The organism is Catellatospora methionotrophica, assembly GCF_011297335.1.
Lineage (GTDB): Bacteria > Actinomycetota > Actinomycetes > Mycobacteriales > Micromonosporaceae > Catellatospora > Catellatospora methionotrophica.
In genome coordinates, this window is sequence record NZ_JAAOTJ010000001.1 from 241,789 (window position 1) to 257,196 (window position 15,408).

20 protein-coding genes are annotated in these 15,408 nt (G+C 73.0%); 11 read left to right on the forward strand and 9 right to left on the reverse strand.

Annotated features, from left to right (window positions below):
• Positions 1 to 105 precede the first annotated feature (105 nt).
• The gene (locus HAV40_RS01220; protein ID WP_166378099.1) at positions 106 to 441 is read left to right on the forward strand and encodes a DUF3817 domain-containing protein; all 336 of its coding nucleotides are present in this window, start codon (positions 106 to 108) and stop codon (positions 439 to 441) included.
• Positions 442 to 543: 102 nt separating this feature from the next.
• Here the strand turns inward: HAV40_RS01220 and HAV40_RS01225 are convergent, their stop codons facing one another.
• A complete protein-coding gene (locus tag HAV40_RS01225) occupies positions 544 to 1,191 on the reverse strand; it encodes a TMEM175 family protein (RefSeq protein ID WP_166378101.1) in 648 nt (215 codons plus the stop codon).
• Positions 1,192 to 1,389: 198 nt separating this feature from the next.
• Between HAV40_RS01225 and HAV40_RS01230 the strand changes: the two genes are divergently transcribed.
• Together HAV40_RS01230 and HAV40_RS01235 are read left to right on the forward strand one after the other, a co-directional pair.
• Entirely contained in the window at positions 1,390 to 2,088 is a 699-nt protein-coding gene (locus HAV40_RS01230) for a YoaK family protein (protein WP_166378103.1), read from the forward strand.
• 52 nt (positions 2,089 to 2,140) lie between these two features.
• Positions 2,141 to 3,031 carry an arginase family protein gene (locus HAV40_RS01235; RefSeq protein ID WP_166378105.1) on the forward strand — a complete coding sequence of 297 codons (891 nt, stop codon included), beginning with the start codon at positions 2,141 to 2,143 and terminating at the stop codon, positions 3,029 to 3,031.
• 7 nt (positions 3,032 to 3,038) lie between these two features.
• Here HAV40_RS01235 and HAV40_RS01240 read toward each other — a convergent pair whose 3' ends face one another.
• Positions 3,039 to 4,517, reverse strand: a complete 1,479-nt coding sequence (locus HAV40_RS01240) for an SDR family oxidoreductase (RefSeq protein ID WP_166380007.1) — start codon at positions 4,515 to 4,517, stop codon at positions 3,039 to 3,041.
• A 142-nt stretch (positions 4,518 to 4,659) separates the two neighbouring features.
• Here HAV40_RS01240 and HAV40_RS01245 point away from each other — a divergent pair, with 142 nt between their 5' ends.
• Positions 4,660 to 4,962 carry a putative quinol monooxygenase gene (locus HAV40_RS01245; RefSeq protein ID WP_166378107.1) on the forward strand — a complete coding sequence of 101 codons (303 nt, stop codon included), beginning with the start codon at positions 4,660 to 4,662 and terminating at the stop codon, positions 4,960 to 4,962.
• A gap of 42 nt (positions 4,963 to 5,004) precedes the next feature.
• Here the strand turns inward: HAV40_RS01245 and HAV40_RS01250 are convergent, their stop codons facing one another.
• Complete coding sequence (locus HAV40_RS01250) at positions 5,005 to 5,646, reverse strand: response regulator transcription factor (RefSeq protein WP_166378109.1); 642 nt, start codon at positions 5,644 to 5,646, stop codon at positions 5,005 to 5,007.
• A gap of 4 nt (positions 5,647 to 5,650) precedes the next feature.
• Positions 5,651 to 6,910 carry a sensor histidine kinase gene (locus HAV40_RS01255; RefSeq protein WP_203671293.1) on the reverse strand — a complete coding sequence of 420 codons (1,260 nt, stop codon included), beginning with the start codon at positions 6,908 to 6,910 and terminating at the stop codon, positions 5,651 to 5,653.
• Positions 6,911 to 7,035: 125 nt separating this feature from the next.
• On the opposite strand from HAV40_RS01255, the gene HAV40_RS01260 reads away from it, so the two are divergent.
• Positions 7,036 to 7,572, forward strand: a complete 537-nt coding sequence (locus HAV40_RS01260) for a P-loop nucleotide/nucleoside kinase family protein (protein ID WP_203671295.1) — start codon at positions 7,036 to 7,038, stop codon at positions 7,570 to 7,572.
• 7 nt (positions 7,573 to 7,579) lie between these two features.
• Here the strand turns inward: HAV40_RS01260 and HAV40_RS01265 are convergent, their stop codons facing one another.
• Positions 7,580 to 8,224, reverse strand: a complete 645-nt coding sequence (locus HAV40_RS01265; RefSeq protein ID WP_166378113.1) for a nitroreductase family protein — start codon at positions 8,222 to 8,224, stop codon at positions 7,580 to 7,582.
• Between the two features lie 103 nt (positions 8,225 to 8,327).
• On the opposite strand from HAV40_RS01265, the gene HAV40_RS01270 reads away from it, so the two are divergent.
• Complete coding sequence (locus HAV40_RS01270; protein ID WP_239086251.1) at positions 8,328 to 8,807, forward strand: nucleoside deaminase; 480 nt, start codon at positions 8,328 to 8,330, stop codon at positions 8,805 to 8,807.
• A 15-nt stretch (positions 8,808 to 8,822) separates the two neighbouring features.
• Here the strand turns inward: HAV40_RS01270 and HAV40_RS01275 are convergent, their stop codons facing one another.
• Both HAV40_RS01275 and HAV40_RS01280 read right to left on the reverse strand, forming a co-directional pair.
• Positions 8,823 to 10,235, reverse strand: coding sequence for a glutathionylspermidine synthase family protein (locus HAV40_RS01275; RefSeq protein WP_166378118.1), 1,413 nt, complete (start codon positions 10,233 to 10,235; stop codon positions 8,823 to 8,825).
• Between the two features lie 3 nt (positions 10,236 to 10,238).
• A complete protein-coding gene (locus HAV40_RS01280) occupies positions 10,239 to 10,808 on the reverse strand; it encodes a hypothetical protein (protein WP_166378120.1) in 570 nt (189 codons plus the stop codon).
• A gap of 83 nt (positions 10,809 to 10,891) precedes the next feature.
• Between HAV40_RS01280 and HAV40_RS01285 the strand changes: the two genes are divergently transcribed.
• The 3 genes from HAV40_RS01285 (at position 10,892) to HAV40_RS01295 (ending at position 13,063) form a co-directional block, all read left to right on the forward strand.
• Entirely contained in the window at positions 10,892 to 11,326 is a 435-nt protein-coding gene (locus tag HAV40_RS01285; protein WP_166378123.1) for an NUDIX hydrolase, read from the forward strand.
• Complete coding sequence (locus HAV40_RS01290; protein WP_166378125.1) at positions 11,323 to 11,919, forward strand: histidine phosphatase family protein; 597 nt, start codon at positions 11,323 to 11,325, stop codon at positions 11,917 to 11,919. Before HAV40_RS01285 ends, HAV40_RS01290 begins: the two co-directional genes overlap by 4 nt.
• Before the next feature lie 142 nt (positions 11,920 to 12,061).
• The gene (locus HAV40_RS01295; protein WP_166378127.1) at positions 12,062 to 13,063 is read left to right on the forward strand and encodes an ArsR/SmtB family transcription factor; all 1,002 of its coding nucleotides are present in this window, start codon (positions 12,062 to 12,064) and stop codon (positions 13,061 to 13,063) included.
• A 9-nt stretch (positions 13,064 to 13,072) separates the two neighbouring features.
• On the opposite strand, the gene HAV40_RS01300 is transcribed toward HAV40_RS01295, so the two are convergent.
• Complete coding sequence (locus HAV40_RS01300) at positions 13,073 to 14,035, reverse strand: hypothetical protein (protein ID WP_239086252.1); 963 nt, start codon at positions 14,033 to 14,035, stop codon at positions 13,073 to 13,075.
• Positions 14,036 to 14,038: 3 nt separating this feature from the next.
• Here HAV40_RS01300 and HAV40_RS01305 point away from each other — a divergent pair, with 3 nt between their 5' ends.
• A complete protein-coding gene (locus tag HAV40_RS01305) occupies positions 14,039 to 14,380 on the forward strand; it encodes a hypothetical protein (protein ID WP_166378129.1) in 342 nt (113 codons plus the stop codon).
• Here the strand turns inward: HAV40_RS01305 and HAV40_RS01310 are convergent.
• Positions 14,361 to 14,498: a hypothetical protein gene (locus HAV40_RS01310; RefSeq protein WP_166378131.1), complete on the reverse strand. Its 138-nt coding sequence runs from the start codon at positions 14,496 to 14,498 to the stop codon at positions 14,361 to 14,363. The genes HAV40_RS01305 and HAV40_RS01310 overlap by 20 nt on opposite strands.
• A gap of 126 nt (positions 14,499 to 14,624) precedes the next feature.
• On the opposite strand from HAV40_RS01310, the gene HAV40_RS01315 reads away from it, so the two are divergent.
• Positions 14,625 to 15,392 (forward strand): hypothetical protein, encoded by a 768-nt coding sequence (locus HAV40_RS01315; protein ID WP_166378133.1) that lies wholly within the window; start codon positions 14,625 to 14,627, stop codon positions 15,390 to 15,392.
• Positions 15,393 to 15,408 lie beyond the last annotated feature (16 nt).

A 15,408-nucleotide genomic window follows, 5' to 3' on the forward strand; every position in this document is an offset into this window, starting at 1 on the left:
CGGCGGTTAGGGTCGCGCCGATCACAGCAGCGTGGCGGGTCCGGCCGGGGACCCCGACGCGGCTCTATGATCAGCCCCGTCGACGTCGACCACCTGGAGAGATACATGTCGAGCACCGCAGGCCGCTGGTTCCGCTACGCCGCCATCGCCGAGACGATCTCGTGGGCCGGGCTGCTCGTCGGCATGTTCTTCAAGTACATCGTGGTCAAGAACGACATCGGCGTGTTCGTCTTCGGCCGCGTACACGGCGCGATGTTCGTCTTCTACCTGGTGACGCTGCTGTGGACCGCCCGCGTGCACCGCTGGAGCTTCGCCCGCCTGCTCGTCGGCGGCGCAGCGTCCATCCCCCCGTTCCTCGGCCTCCTCTTCGAACGCTGGGTCGCCAAGCGCACCCCGGACACCACCCCGGCCGACGAACCCGCCATCGCCGCCGCCCACTGACGCCGCCCCTGCCGCCCCTGCCCCCTATGCCCCCTATGCCGCAACTCTTAAAGAGTTGCGGCATCAGTCCGGCCTTGAGGCCGCGACTCCTTAAGGGTTGACCTACTCCAGGACGTCTGCGCCCGCTGGGGCGCGGCGGTTCATGAAGATGCCGAACGGGACCGCCAGGAGCCAGATCGCTACCGCCAGTGGGGTGCTGACGAACGCCGCCGGGATCGAGACCAGGAACGCCGCCACCGGCGCCAGCGACATGATCGACCCCCAGCGCATCACCTGCGGGGTCACCTTCACGCGCAGCAGGCCCGTCTTCCAGGCGTACCGCAGCAGGACCACTTCGAGGGCGCTGACGATCGCGCCGGTGACGGCGTACGCGATCACGGCGAGAGGGTTGTCGAAGTAGTCGCCGAGCAGCGCGGTCGGGAACGGCATGAACGCGATGAAGGCCAGGTAGACGAGGTTGCGCGAGATCAGGCCGTAGTCGATGCCGCGCAGCACGCTGAACATCTGGTGGTGGGCCACCCAGTACCGGCCGATCAGCGCGAACGACAGGAAGAAGCCGACGAACTCCGGGATCAGGTCCTCCAGCCGGTCCAGCAGCTCCCGGGTGTCCCCGGTGTGGACCATGTGCGGCACGGCGACCTCGACGATGAGCAGCGTCATCGCGATGGAGAACAGGCCGTCGCTGAACCCGGTCACCCGCCCGAACTCCACGGTCTCGCGTGCCCAGACACGCGCGGAGCCCTTGACCACATGATCACTTTAGGCCCGAACAGGCCGACTCCGACCGATATCCGGCATGCACCCGCGAGAACCGCAACCGGCTAGCCCCACCCACCCACCGACGCCGACAGCGCGCCGGACCGAACCTGCGCCGGGTCCGCCCGATCCCGACACAGGTCTGGCGATCAGGCGGAAGCATCGAGGGTAGGCGGCGGCAGGAGGGCGGCGATGGCGGAACCGGGCGGGATCCCCTACCGGACGTCCCGGTCGCTGCGCCTGATCGCGCTGCTCGCGATGGCCGCCGGGTTCCTCGACGCGTACACCTTCCTGGGTCGGGGCGGGGTGTTCGCGACCGCGCAGACCGGCAACATGGTCCTGCTGGGTGTTCAGGCGGCGCAGGCGCAGTGGGGCGAGGCCCTGCGCCACGTGCCGCCGATCATCGCGTTCGTGGTCGGGGTGTGGGTCGCCGAGACGCTCCGGCAACCACGGGTCTCCGCCGCGCTGCGGCGGCCGGTGCGGGCCGCGCTGCTGCTGGAGATCCTGGTCCTGGTGCTGGTCGGGCTGCTGCCGTCCGGCGTGTCCGACGACCTGGTCGCGGTGCTCATCTCGTTCGTGGCGTCGGTGCAGATCACGTCGTTCGGGATGATCGGTCACTGGACGTTCAACACCACGGTCACCACCACGAATCTGCGCAACGCCGCCCAGGCCGTCTACGGCGCGGTCGTCCGGCACGACCGTGAGGCGGGTGCGCAGGCACGCCACCTGTGGCCCGCGATCGGCTCGTTCGCCTCGGGCGCGCTGCTCGGCGGCCTGGCCACCGTGCACCTTGGCGATCAGGCGGTATGGGTGGCCACCGGCTTGCTGCTGGTCGGGCTGGCGATGTTCTGGGCCGACGACCGCCGGCGCGGCGGTGCCGGAGCGGCGTGACGCAGCGGCGTGCCTGCTTGCCGTGGGTGCGGGAGGCGGTGAGACTCGGTTCATGATCACTGTGGTGGGTGTGCCGATCGACTGTGTCGGGGTGCCCGAGGCGGGCGATCCGCCATTCGGGACCGAGCTGTCGCCCGGTGCGCTGCGAGCCGCCGGGATGGTCGCGGCGATCGGCGGCCGGGACGGCGGGGACCTTCCGGTGCGCCTGGTCGGCAGGGACCGCGACGCGCGCACCGGCGTGCTGGCCTGGCCCTCGGTCCAGACCATGACGGATGTCGTACGCCGCCACGTGCGCCAGCTGATCACCGCCGGTCACCGGCCGCTGGTGCTCGGCGGCTGCTGCACGCTGCTGCCCGCCGTGCTCGCCGGGGCCCGGGACGCCGTCGGCGGCACCGGCCTGGCCTACCTCGACGGGCACCTGGACCTCTACGACGGCCGCACCTCCCCCACCGGCGAGCCGGCCGACATGCCGATCTCCGTGGTGACCGGGCACGGACCCGTGGACTGGGTCGACCTGGTCGGCGGGCCTCTGGTCAACCCTGACCGGTTGCGACTGCTCGGGCCGCGCGACCGCGCCGAGGCGATCGAGTACGGCTCGGTGCTGCCCGAGCAACTCGGCTACCTGCCCGAGCTGACGCCCGGCGACCTGCGGGAGCAGGGCATGGCCGGGGCGGGCGCGGCGGCCCGCGACGCGCTGGCCGAGGACGGCTCGTACTGGGTCCATCTCGACGTCGACGTGCTCGACCAGCAGGCGTTCCCGGCCACGGACTACCTGATGCCGGGCGGGCTGGGGCTACCCGAGCTGCACGAGCTGATGCGGCCGCTGACCGGGTCCGACGCGCTGGCCGGGGTGTCGGTCGGCTGCTACAACCCCGACAAGGACCCGGACGGCGCATGCGCGACGGCGCTGGTCGACCTGTTCGCGGACGTGCTGCGGGCCTGATCGGCGGTCAGGAGCGTTCGGCGGCGCGGGCGATGTTGCGGGCCATGTCGCCGAAGATCAGCGAGTGCATGGGGGCGGTGGCCCGCCAGTACACGTGCCCGGCCAGGCCACGTGGTGCGAAGACGCTGCGCTGGGTGTACCGGCTGCCCTTGGGGTCGTCGCCGACCCGCATCTCCAGCCAGGCCCGGCCTGGCAGCTGCATCTCGGCCCGCAGCCGCAGCAGCCGTCCCGGCTCCACGTCCTCGACCCGCCAGAAGTCCACCGTCTCCCCTGGCCGCAGCACGGCGGGGTCGCGGCGGCCCCGGCGCAGGCCGATGCCGCCGAACGCCTTGTCGAGCAGGCCGCGCGCGGTCCAGGCCAGGTCGGAGGAGTACCAGCCGTTGTCGCCGCCGACACCGGAGACGACGTCCCACAGTGCCGACGGCGCGGCTTTGACCCGCTCGGTGTGCTCGTCGACGTAGAGGCTGCCGCCGGACCAGTCCGGGTCGGTGGGCAGCGGCTCGGCCGGGGCGCGCGTCCACGAGCCGGTCGACCAGTGGGTCTCCACCTCGGCGTCGCGGACGCGCACCAGCGCGAGCCGGACCGCCTCGTCGAACGGCTTCAGCCCGCCCGTCGGGTCGGTGACGTACCGGCTGATGTCGTGCTCGTGGCAGACCGCGTCCTGGATCAGGCTCTCCACCAGCGGGGTCGCGATCGCGCCCGGCACCGGTGTCACCAGGCCCACCCACAGCGACGACAGCCACGGCGACAGGGTGCGCACCGGCACCACGACCCGCCGGTTGAGCCCGGCGACGCGGGCGTACCGGCTCATCATGTCCCGGTAGGTGAGCACGTCGGGGCCGCCGATGTCGAAGGAGCGGTTCACGTCGCCGGGCACGCTCGCCCAGCCGACCAGGTAGTGCAGCACATCGCGGACCGCGATGGGCTGGATGCGGTTGCCGACCCAGCGCGGCGTCACCATCACCGGCAGCCGTTCGGTCAGGTGCCGCAGCATCTCGAACGACGCCGAGCCGGAGCCGATGATCACCGCCGCGCGCAGGGTGACGGTCGGGACGCCGGAGTTGGTGAGGATCCTGCCGACCTCGTCACGCGAGCGCAGGTGCGCCGACGCCTCGGCGTCCCGCTGCGGGGCAGGTCCGCCCAGGTAGACGATGCGGCGTACGCCCTCCTGCCGGGCCGCGTCGGCGAACGTCTGCGCGGCCCGCCGGTCGACGTCGGCGAACCCCGGCGAGCCGAGCGAGTGGACCAGGTAGTACGCCACTTCGATGCCGCGCAGGGCCTGCCGGGTCGCGGCGTGGTCGAGCACGTCGGCCTCGGCGATGTCGGCCCGGTCGGCCCAGGGCGTGTCGCGCAGCCGGGTCGCCGACCGGGTCAGGCAGCGCACCCGGTGCCCCGCCTGGAGCAGCCGCGGGGCGAGCCGTCCGCCGATGTACCCGGTCGCGCCGGTGACCAGCACCCTGCGGCCGCCAGCGGCCTGCCCGCCCATGTGCCCAGCGTAGGCCAGGCACTGGCGTACGCAGGCCGGATCGCGCTCGACAGCCGCCGCGCCGGTCGACACGGATCAATCGCCTATATCGGACCGCTGATCTCGATACTCTCGCGGAGGGCGACGAGGACAGGAGCCGCGCATGGTCACGATCGGTCTGCTGGCGACACTGCACGCCGCTCCCGGCATGGAGGACGAGGTCGCCTCGTTCCTCGCCGGTGCGCTGCCGCTGGTCCAGGCGGAGCAGGGCACCGTGGCGTGGTTCGCCTTCCGCCTCGACGAGTCGACGTTCGCCCTGGTCGACGCCTTCGATGACGAGGCCGCGCTGCAGGCCCACCTCGACGGCGACGTCGCCGGCGCGCTGATGGGCCGCGCCGGCGAACTCCTCAGCAAGCCCCCCGAGATCCGCACAGTCCAGATCCTCGCCGCCAAGCTGCCGGGCTGACGGCAGCGTCCGCGACGCCGCGGATGGTGGCGGGGCGGGGTGTCAGGAGCGTAGGTAGGCGAGGACGGCGAGGACGCGGCGGTGCTGGTCGGCGTCGGGGGCCAGGTCGAGTTTGGTGAAGATGTTGCCGATGTGTTTTTCGACCGCGCCGTCGCCGATGACCAGCGCCCGGCCGATCGCGGTGTTCGAGTAGCCCTGGGCCATCAGCTCCAGCACCTCGCGCTCGCGCGGGGTCAGCGTACGCACCGGGTCCCTCCTGCCACGCAGCATCAGCTGGGCGATGACCTGCGGATCGAGCACCGTCGCACCGGACCCGACCCGGGCCAGCGCGTCCAGGAAGCCGTCGACGTCGACGACCGCGTCCTTGAGCAGGTAGCCGACCCCGCCCCGGCCGTCGGCGAGCAGCTCGTCGGCGTACGCCAGCTCCACGTACTGCGACAGGACCAGCACCTTCGTGCCGGGAGCCGACCGGCGGGCCTGCACCGCCGCGCGCAGGCCCTCGTCGGTGTGGCTGGGCGGCATGCGCACGTCGACGACCGCGACATCCGGCGTGTGCGCGGCGATGGCCTCGACCAGGGCGGGCCCGTCGCCGACCGCGGCGACGACCTCGTGGCCCGCCTCGATCAGCAGCCGGACGATGCCCTCGCGCAGCAGCACGCTGTCCTCGGCGACGACGACGCGCATACGATCACGCCACCGGCACGGTCGACGGCGCCTGCGCGACCAGGATCGTCGGGCCGCCCGCCGGGGAGTCGACCGCAAACTCGCCGTCGACGGCTCGCAGCCGGTCGGCGAGCCCGGCCAGGCCGTGGCCCTTGGCCACGTGCGCGCCACCCGCGCCGTCGTCGGTCACCATCAGGTACACGCGACCATCCTGCTCGGTGACCTCGATCCGGGCGGAGGCGGCCCCGCTGTGCTTGGCGATGTTGGACAGCGCCTCGGCGGCGGCGAAGTACAGGGCGTTCTCCGTCGACGCGGCCAGCCTGCCCTCGACGGCTACGTCCAGGGTCACCGGCACCGTGGAGCGTTCGGCCAGCGAGGTCAGCGCGGCGGCCAGGCCCCGGTCGGCCAGGATCGGCGGGGCGATGCCGCGCGACAGCGCCCGCAGCTCGTCCAGGGTCTCCTTGGCCTGCCCGAGCGCGTCCTCGATGGTGTGCCCGGCGGCGTCCGGGTCGTCGGCGAGCTGGCGGCGGGCGCGCGACAGCTCCATCGCGAGCCGGATCAGCCGCTGCTGCGGGCCGTCGTGGATGTCGCGCTCCAGCTTGCGCAGCGCGACGGCCTCCGCCGACACCGCTGCGGCGCGGCCCTCGGTCAGGTGGTCGATCCGCCCCTGCAGCTGGGCGAGCCGGGTCAGCAGCATCGAGGCGAACCCGGCGTGCAGGGCCGCCATGCCCCGCTGCACCGCGTACACGGTGACCAGGGCGAAGACGCCCACCATCGTGTTGAACACGGTCCGGGTGGACTCGTCGTCGGCACCGAGCAGCCTGATGATCACGATGTTCTGGCCGTCGGGCTCCGGCACGAACCGGCCCCAGATCCAGTAGGTCAGCCCGCCGAGTGCCAGCGCCCACCAGGTCAGCGTGAACACGAAGGTGATGATCGCCACGGGCAGGTTGACGATGCCGTAGAGCAGGTCGAGCCACCCCTGGCCCTGGCGCAGCGGGTTGGCCATCCGACGGATCCACCCGGTGCCCTCGGGTGCGGGCTGGTAGCGCGGGCGGGGCACCGGGCGGCCGTACAGCCTCTCCAGGCGCAGCCGCTCGACATCGGCGAACCCGCGGGCGACCAGCAGCGCCGCCGCCAGCAAGGCGACCCCGATGAAGAACGTCACCAGGGTGCCGACGCCCGCGGCGAACAGCGGCACGCACAGCGCGAAGGAGGCGACCGCGAGCGGCAGGCCCAGCAGGTTGTACGCGGCGTCGAGGCCGAGGCGGCGAAGGATCGTCATGCCCCTGACGCTATGCGTCCGTGCAGCCCGTTCCCATCCCGCTGCCCGCCGAGGTGACGGTGGGGACAGCCCTACCATCGCGAAACCCGCACGACGCGGTGGCGCGGTGCGGACATCATGGTCCGATGGGTGCGGATCAGGTCGAGGTGCTGTTCATCGGCGGTCGTTCGGGCGTCGGCAAGTCGACCGTCGCCCTGGAGGTGTGCGCGCGGCTGGAGGCGGCCGGAGTCGCCCACGTGCAACTGGAGGGCGACTTCCTCGGGCAGGTGTACCCGCCGCCCGCGGGTGACCCCGACCGGTCCCGGATCGTGCTCGACAACCTCGCCGCGCTCTGGCGCAACTTCTCCGCGCTCGGCTACCGGCGGCTGGTCTACACCAACACCGTGAGCGTGCTGTACGCCGAAGAGCTGGCGCGGGCCCTGAATGCGCCGGTGCGGATCGTGCGGGTGCTGCTCACCGCCTCGGACGAGGTCGCCAACGGGCGGCTGGCGGCCCGCGAGCTGGGCAGCGGGCTCGACGTGCACGTCGCCCGCAGCGCGCGGGCCGCCGCCTGGCTGGACCGGGACGCCCCAGCCGACGTGGTGCGGATCGGCACCGACGGCCGGTCCGTCATCGCCATCGCGGACGATGTCGTCGCCGCGACCGGCTGGTCGGCACCCTGACCCGCCACTAGGAGGCGTGCACGCCCCACTGGCCGCGGTGGATGACCTCGGCGGTGCCGCGACGGCGCTGGGCGACGTGCGAGCCCTGGGCCGGGGCGTCGTCGGCGCGGTAGCCGATGCAGATGCCGCCGATCGGGACGTACTCGGCGGGGATGCCGAACGCGGCGCGCAGCGCGTCGGTGTGCGCCGGGACCTCGGTGACGGCGTCGAAGTCGGGTCCCTGCTGGGGCATGATGCCGAAGAAGCAGGCGCTCAGTCCCTCGTCGACCGCCGACAGCAGCATCATCAGCGACGCCATCCCGGTGTCGATGTGCCAGTACGGCACCGGCCAGCGAGCTTCGGCCTGGTCCTCCCAGCCCTTGTCCGGCTGGGCATACCTGGCGAGGTAGGCGGCCTTGTGGGCCAGCGGGATGACGACGAGCGGGGCGAGCTGCATCGTCGGGGTCTGCGCCACGCGGGTCGGCACGAACGGCCAGAACCGTGCCCGGTCGGCTGGCTCGGTCAGCGCCAGGAAGGCCCAGCCCTGGGAGAACCCGGCCGACGGCGCGCGCAGGGCACTGGCCAGGATGCGCTCGATCACCTCGGGGCTCAGCGGCCGGTCGGCGTAGTGGCGGACCATACGGCGACGGCGGATCACGTCCTTGAACTCCATGCGGCGGATTTTGCCACGCGGCCCGTCGCCACGCTCCCCCATGATCACGAAAGCGGCGGTCGGTACGCTGCTGCGTGAGGACATCCACCGAACGGGAGTGACAGTGGTCGACGAAACGGATCTCGGGCATCTGCGGCGCTGTGTCGAACTGGCGGAGCTGGCACTGTCCGTCGGCGACGAGCCGTTCGGGTCGGTGCTGGTCGGCGCGGACGGCACGGTGCTGTTCGAGGACCACAACCACGTCGCGGCCGGGGACGAGACCCGGCATCCGGAGTTCGAGATCGCGCGCTGGTCCGCCGGGCACCTGTCCCCCGCGCAGCGCGCCGCCGCCACCGTCTACACCTCCGGCGAGCACTGCCCGATGTGCTCGGCCGCCCACGCCTGGGTCGGCCTGGGCCGCATCGTGTACGCCGTCTCGTCCGCGCAGCTCACCGCCTGGCGCGACGAGATGGGCCTGCCGCGCGGGCCGGTGCTGCCGCTGCCGATCCAGCAGGTCGCGCCGGGTGTCCCGGTCGACGGCCCGGCCCCGGAACTCGCCGCCCAGATGCGCGCACTGCACCGCAGGCAGCACGCCACGTCATGAGCGACAGCCCGCGCCTCAGCGGTGGGAGCCGATGGTGTGCGGGACGAAGGCGGCGGTGTTGCGGGTGATGAGGCCGTCGGTGCCGGTGCCTTCGCGGATGCCCATGCCTGCCGGTTCGCCGTCGATCATCCAGACGCCGAGCACGGGGTGGTACCGGCCGCCGAACGTCGGCAGCTCGGCCAGGCCCTGGACGATCATGCCGGTGTCGCCGTACTCGCCGCCGGTGCTGGCCAGCACGGTGCCGTCGCGGACGAGTTCGACGTTCGCGCCCTCGCGGGACCAGATCGGCTTGCGGGCGTAGCTGGTCAGGTCGGCGGGCCGCTCGTCGGCGAAGTACGCGGGCAGCAGCAGCTCCCGGCGCACCGGGTCGTCGCGGTACAGCTCCCACAGCACCGGCAGCAGTGCCTTGTTGGACCACAGCGCGGCCGTCCACGGCGGTTCGATCCAGACGGTGCCGCGTTTGGTCGGGTCGGCCATGTTGGCGAAGATGGGCCGGCCGCCCTCCTCGTGCCACAGCCACTCCCACGGGTACAGCAGGAAGATGACGTCGATCGGGGTCCCGGGCGCACCCTTGCTCGGCTCGTACACGATGCGCCCGTCGGCCATGTCGACGCCGATCTGCGCGACCTCGATCAGCTCGACCGGGTAGCCCGCCTGCCGGGCCGTCTCGGCGAGGTAACCCGCGTTCATCAGGTCCTCGCCGGAGGCTTCGCTGCCGTCGTAGGCGAAGTACACCGTGGGGCGCTGCGGGAGCCAGGGGCGGGCGGCGACGAGTTCGCCGAGGTTGCGCCGCCAGGCCTCGATGAGGCGCTCGTGCACGCTGGTCCACTGCCGGTCGTAGTGGTGGGTGTGGCCGGTCTCCTCCAGCCACTTCCACTGCACCACGGCCGCCTCCAGCAGCGACGTGGGTGTCTGCGCGTTGTATTCGAGCAGTTTCGGGGTGGTGCCGCGGCCGCCGTACCAGATGTCGAAGCGGCCGTAGACGTGCGGTGAGCAGTCGGGACTCTGCCGGGTGTGGGCGTGCGTGCCGAACAGGTCCTTGTCGCTGTGCGTCCAGGCCTGCGGGCTGTTGTCGTACCAGGTGCGGATGACCTGCTCGTGCACGTACTCGGGCACCCCGGCGCGGCTGAGCAGGCACGTCTGCGGCGTGCACACCGAGGTGAGGTAGGCCTCGCGGCGTACCGCCGGGTCGGTGCGCGGACAGCTCTCGACGATGCGGTCACCGGCCGCCACGCACATGCCGTGCAGGGTGGCGGCGGCCTGCTCCAGGAGCAGGATCTCGTCGAGGTCGAAGTCGTAGAACGGCCCCTCGCGCCAGTACGACGCGACGGTGCCGTCCGCGGCGACGGTGTCGTTGAAGACCAGGCCGAGCGAGCGGTTGGTCTCCGCCCACCCGGGCCTGGGCGTGCCGTGGTCGACCCGGCGCACCGCTCAGCTGCCCGCGGTGGTGCCGTTGCCGGTGCCGCCGACGATCCCGGAGCGCACGGTGCTGCCGTTGGTGACCTTCGACGGCAGGCCCCAGTCGGACCGGGCCGAGGTGTCGCCCGCGTTGAACATGTCTCCGCCGGTCGGCACCCGCTGGCCGACGCGCAGGGTGCGCGGGTACGCGGTGGAGTAGGCCAGGTAATAGGGCCAGTCGGTGCCGTAGGCGCGGTCGCCGTCGCACTCGTACGGGTCGACGATCACCTCGGCCTCGTCGACGCAGTAGAAGACGTAGCTGTCGTCGTCGACCGCCTGCACCACGACCGGGGCGGCGGAGGTGCGCACCGGCGACGGCTTGACGATCGCGGGCGTCGGGCTCGGCGAGAGCACCGGCGACGGGACCACGACCACCGGCTGCGGCTGGTACGAGGGCTGCTGGTAGTCGACCGCGCTCGGCTGGTACACCGGGTCGTCCGGCGCGTCCGGGCCGAAGCCGCAGGCGGCCGTGCTGCCCGCCAGTCCCAGGAACGCCGCGCCCAGCACCACGCTGCGCGATCGGAGCCGTACGCCGTCTGCCATGTGTCTCTCCCCGTGACGCGGATGTGGGCCATCACTGTGACAGGGGCCCGCAAGCCGATCACGGTTGACCTAGGCTGGGCCGAATGGATGACAAGCCTGTGCAGCTCGCCGTGGTGCTGCTCGTGAACCGCGCCGGTGACCTGCTGCTGCAGCTGCGTGACGAGCACGCCCCGAGCTTCCCGAACATGTGGGCGCTGCCCGGCGGCCATATCGAGCCCGGCGAGACGGCCGAGCAGGCCGCGCCGCGCGAGCTGATGGAGGAGGCGTCGCTGCGTCCGGACGCCCCGCTGCGGCTGTTCCTGGTCCAGCCGGTGCCCGAACACCACCGGGTGAAGCACTACTTCTACGGGGTGACCTCGGCGGTGCAGGACGACGTCGTGCTCGGCGAGGGTGCGGCGATGGTGTTCACGCCGGTCGGCGAGGTGTTCCGGGAGCGCGAGTTCACCCCGGGCACCGCCCGCGCGATCACGGACTTCCTGGCCTCGGCCGAGTACGCCGCGCTGCGGGAGCAGTCGTGACCGCGAACCGGCTGCTGTATCTGGTCCGCCACGGGGAGGCGACCGCGGACGGGCGGCTGACCGAGGCCGGGCGTGAGCAGGCCCGGCTGACCGGCGCGCGGCTGGCGTCGGTGCCGTTCGCGTCGGTGCAGCACAGCCCGGTGGAACGGGCGGCGCAGACGGCCGCGCTGATCACGTCCCACCTGCCGGGTGTGCCGGTCGAGCAGACGCCGCTGGCCGGCGACTACGTGCCGTACCTGCCGCCCGCCGCCGAGCTGCCCGCCTTCGCGAAGGGGTTTCTCGACGGCTACTCCCCCGCCGAGATCGCCGAGGGGGCGGCGCTGATCGCGCAGGCGGAGCGGCGCTACACCGCGACCGCTGAACACGACACGCACGAGCTGGTGGTGACGCACAACTTCCTGATCGGCTGGCTGGTGCGGCACGCGCTGGACGCGCCGCCGGCCCGCTGGATCGGCATCAACCAGGCCAACTGCGGGATCACCGTGCTGCTGTACCGGGTGGGGCGGCCGCCGTCGCTGGTGTCGTTCAACGACCTGGCGCACCTGCCGGACCGGCTGCGCTGGACCGGTTTCCCGCCGGGGCTGCACGTCTGATCGCGGACGCGGGTCTGGTGCCGGGTCCACGGCAACCACTAACCTGCCCGCAAGCGTAAAACCGGCAGTGTGGGAGAGGGGCGGCGTCATGGGGCAGGCTCTGCGCGGACAGGTCCGGGGCTGAGGGGTCAGGCGGATCGTCGTGTACTGCATCCATTTCACCTCGCATGACCTCATCCAGACCCGGATCGTCACCGCGCCGGACCCGCTGTGGGAGATCACGCTCAGCTCCCACCTGCTCGGGCGGCGCAACGAGGATCCGCTGCTGCTGGGCTGGCACCGGTCCGCGCAGCAGTCGCTGCGCGCCGGGACCGCGCTGCGCGAGCGCTCCGAGCTGTTCCTCGGCGTCAACCGCGCGTACGGCGACTTCCCGGACTTCCTGACCCCCAGTCCGCGCGACGGCGGGGTCGACGACGGGCTGGAGGCGGTCGTCGGCACCCGCCCGGACCGGCTCAGCCGCGACGTGGCCATGGTCGCCGCCGATCGCGGGGCGCTGCCCGCCGCCGCGCAGGATCTCAGCGCGGGTCGGGTGACGGCGCTGCGCGAGCTGACCGCCGGTATGCGGGACTACTACGACGCCGTGGTGCGGCCGCAGTGGCACTGGGTGACCGCGTCGTTCGCCGCCGATCACGCCGCGCGCTGCCGCGCGGTCGCCGCAGGCGGTCTCGCGGCGCTGCTGAACTCGCTGCACCCGTCGCTCAGCTTCAGCGACGGCGTGCTGCGGATCGAGGGCTACCCCCGCGACCGCGACCTGCACCTGGGCGGGCGGGGGCTGGTCCTGGTGCCGTCGTTCTTCAAGCGCGGCTCCCGGCCGATCACGCTCATCGACGACGCGCTGCCGCCGGTGCTGGTCTACCAGGTCGACCGCAGCGCCGGGCTGCTGGCCGTACGCCACCAGGAGGCTCTGTCGGCGCTGGTCGGGCGGACCCGGGCGGCGATCCTCGAACTGTGCGCGGAGGGCGGCTCGACCAGCTCCATCGCCGCGCGGCTGGGCCAGTCGCCGAGCACCGCCAGCGAGCACCTGGCCGTGCTGCGCCAGGCCGGGCTGGTGTACAGCGAGCGGCGGCGCAACAGCGTCGAGCACCGGCTCGCCCCGCTCGGCATGGCACTGCTGGAGGGCAGGCCCGCGCAGGCGGAGCAGTGACGGCCGGGCTCAGGCGGGGCGCGGGGTCGCGAACAGCAGCGCGAGCAGGACCGGGAACTCCAGGTAGGCGTGGTAGCTGGCCAGGGCCTGGTACATGGTGCGGCCCTGGCCGTAGTCGATGAGGAACAGGGCGCCGAGCACGAGCGCCGCGGCGGCTCCGAGCGCCCAGGGCCGCCAGCCGGACAGCCACGGGACGCGCTGGGCGAACGCGGCCGCGGCGTCGGGCGCGAACCGCGGCAGGAATCCCAGCCACACCACGTAGTGCATGGCCTGCAGGAACGCGAACACCGCGAGGAAGCGCAGGCCCGCGGTCAGGCCGGGTGGGCTGACCGGCGCGGCGATGGCCTCCGGTGTGCCCGCGAACGCCACGACCGCCGCCGACCCGTCGGCCAGCAGCGGGTCGAACGCCCCGGCCAGCAGCAGCGCGGGCACCAGCAGCACCCAGCCCAGCTGCGCGGCCCGGAACAGCGCCCGCTCGCGCCCGGTGAGCCTGCGCGACCACTCCCAGAGGAAGAACAGCGGCACGACGTTGTGCAGATGGGCCAGGACCACGAAGTGGTACGCGGGCCAGGTCAGCGACACCGCGGCCGCCCCGGCCAGGGCCAGTCCCGACAGCGGCAGCCAGCGGCGCGGCACGGCGTGCCAGACCCCGGCGGCGAGCACGCCGTAGCAGAGCACGATCTCGGGCACGCGCAGCGCCAGCACGCGGCAGAACACGATCGCGGTGACCAGCGCCAGCGCGGTCCACAGCAGCCGTCCGGTGAGGATGTGCGCGAAGCGGCCCGCGACGTAGCGCAGCTCCAGCACGTTGTGCAGCACCCCGAACGCGATGAGCCCGAGCACCGTGGTCGCCAGCGGGGCGCGCAGGGCCGCGAACAGGGCCACGGCCGCGCAGGCGGCGAAGCCGAGCGCGAGGGCGGTCGCGCGCGGCGGCGCGGGGGTGCGCGGGGCGGGCAGGGTGGCTACCGTCATGGCGTGCTCCGTTACCCGGCCGCGCTCGCGCTGACGCTGGCCGTCGAGATCCCCGCGTACGCGGCCGCGCTGCGCTGGGGCTGGGCGGTGCCGTGGCGGCGGGCGGTGCTGTGCGGGCTGGGCGTGAACCTGGCGACGCATCCGCTGCTGTGGTGGCTGCTCGGGCCGTGGACCGCACGCGAGGCGTACCCGCTGGTCCTTCTCGTCGCGGAGCTGGCGGTGTGCGGCGCGGAGGCGGTGCTGCTGGCCTGGTGGCTGGGTCGGCGCGACCCGCTGCTGGCCGTGCTCGCGGTCGCCGCGAACGCCGCCTCGGTGCTGGCGGGGTTCATTTACGCGAGCGCTTGACCAGCACGACGACGAGCACGACGGCGGCGACGGCGGCCAGCAGGCACACGCAGACCGCGGCCAGCCCGAGTCCCATGTACTCCGGCGGCGGGGCGGCGTCGGCGAGAATTGACGGCATCGGTCCAGTATCGCGATCGCGGCGCGGCCGTCCACCGGCCGAACGTGGCGTCCACGATGGCCGGTCGCCGCGACATCCGCCAGCGGGCCGCACCCCACACGGGTGGATCATGTGGTCAGATGAACCATGGGCGACGGTTGGCGCGAGGTGGCTCCCGAGGAAGCGGACTGGCTTGCCGAGCTGCGGCCGGACGGGGCGTGGACCGGATACGACCCCGGCGCGCGGCCGGACGCGGCGTGGATCCTGCACGCGATGTACGAGTGGGAGTCCGGGGCGACCCAGACCACCCATCATGACCTGCGCCGCAGCCTGCTCGACGCGGGCATGGTCGAGCCGGAGCTGATCGGCGGGATCAACCTCGACGAGTGGGGTGTGGTCGACACGGGCGGCGCGGTGGGCCGCTCGCAGCATCCGGGGACAGGCTGGCGGCGGCTGCGCTGGGCCGAGCTGGCCGCGCGTACCGACGAGCCGGTCGTGCCGCCCGGCAGCGCACCGGACTTCCGCAGCCTGCCGGGCGCCCACCCCGACGGCAGCTGGCCCGCCAGCATCGAACCGCCCGGTGAGGGTTCGCTGGACCGGGAGGGCTGGCTGCGGCTGCTCGACGTGCTGATCGCCTGGTCCGGCCCGGACACGGCCTGCTTCGCGTACATCGCCCGCGGCGCGGCCCCCGACCAGGAGCCGCACGTGCTGGCCGGGCCGCTCGGCGAGGCCGCGGCGCTCTACGACGACGAGCGCGGCAGCGGCTCCCCGGCCAACCTCTGGCCCGCCGACCGTTCCTGGGTGACCTGGTCGGACTGGGACCTGTGGGGCACCAAACTCGCCGGCCCGGCCGCCCTGATCGAAACCCTGCTCGCCGACCCGGAACTCGAATCCCTGCGCCTGCCCTGGGCGTGACCCGCCGCCCACATCC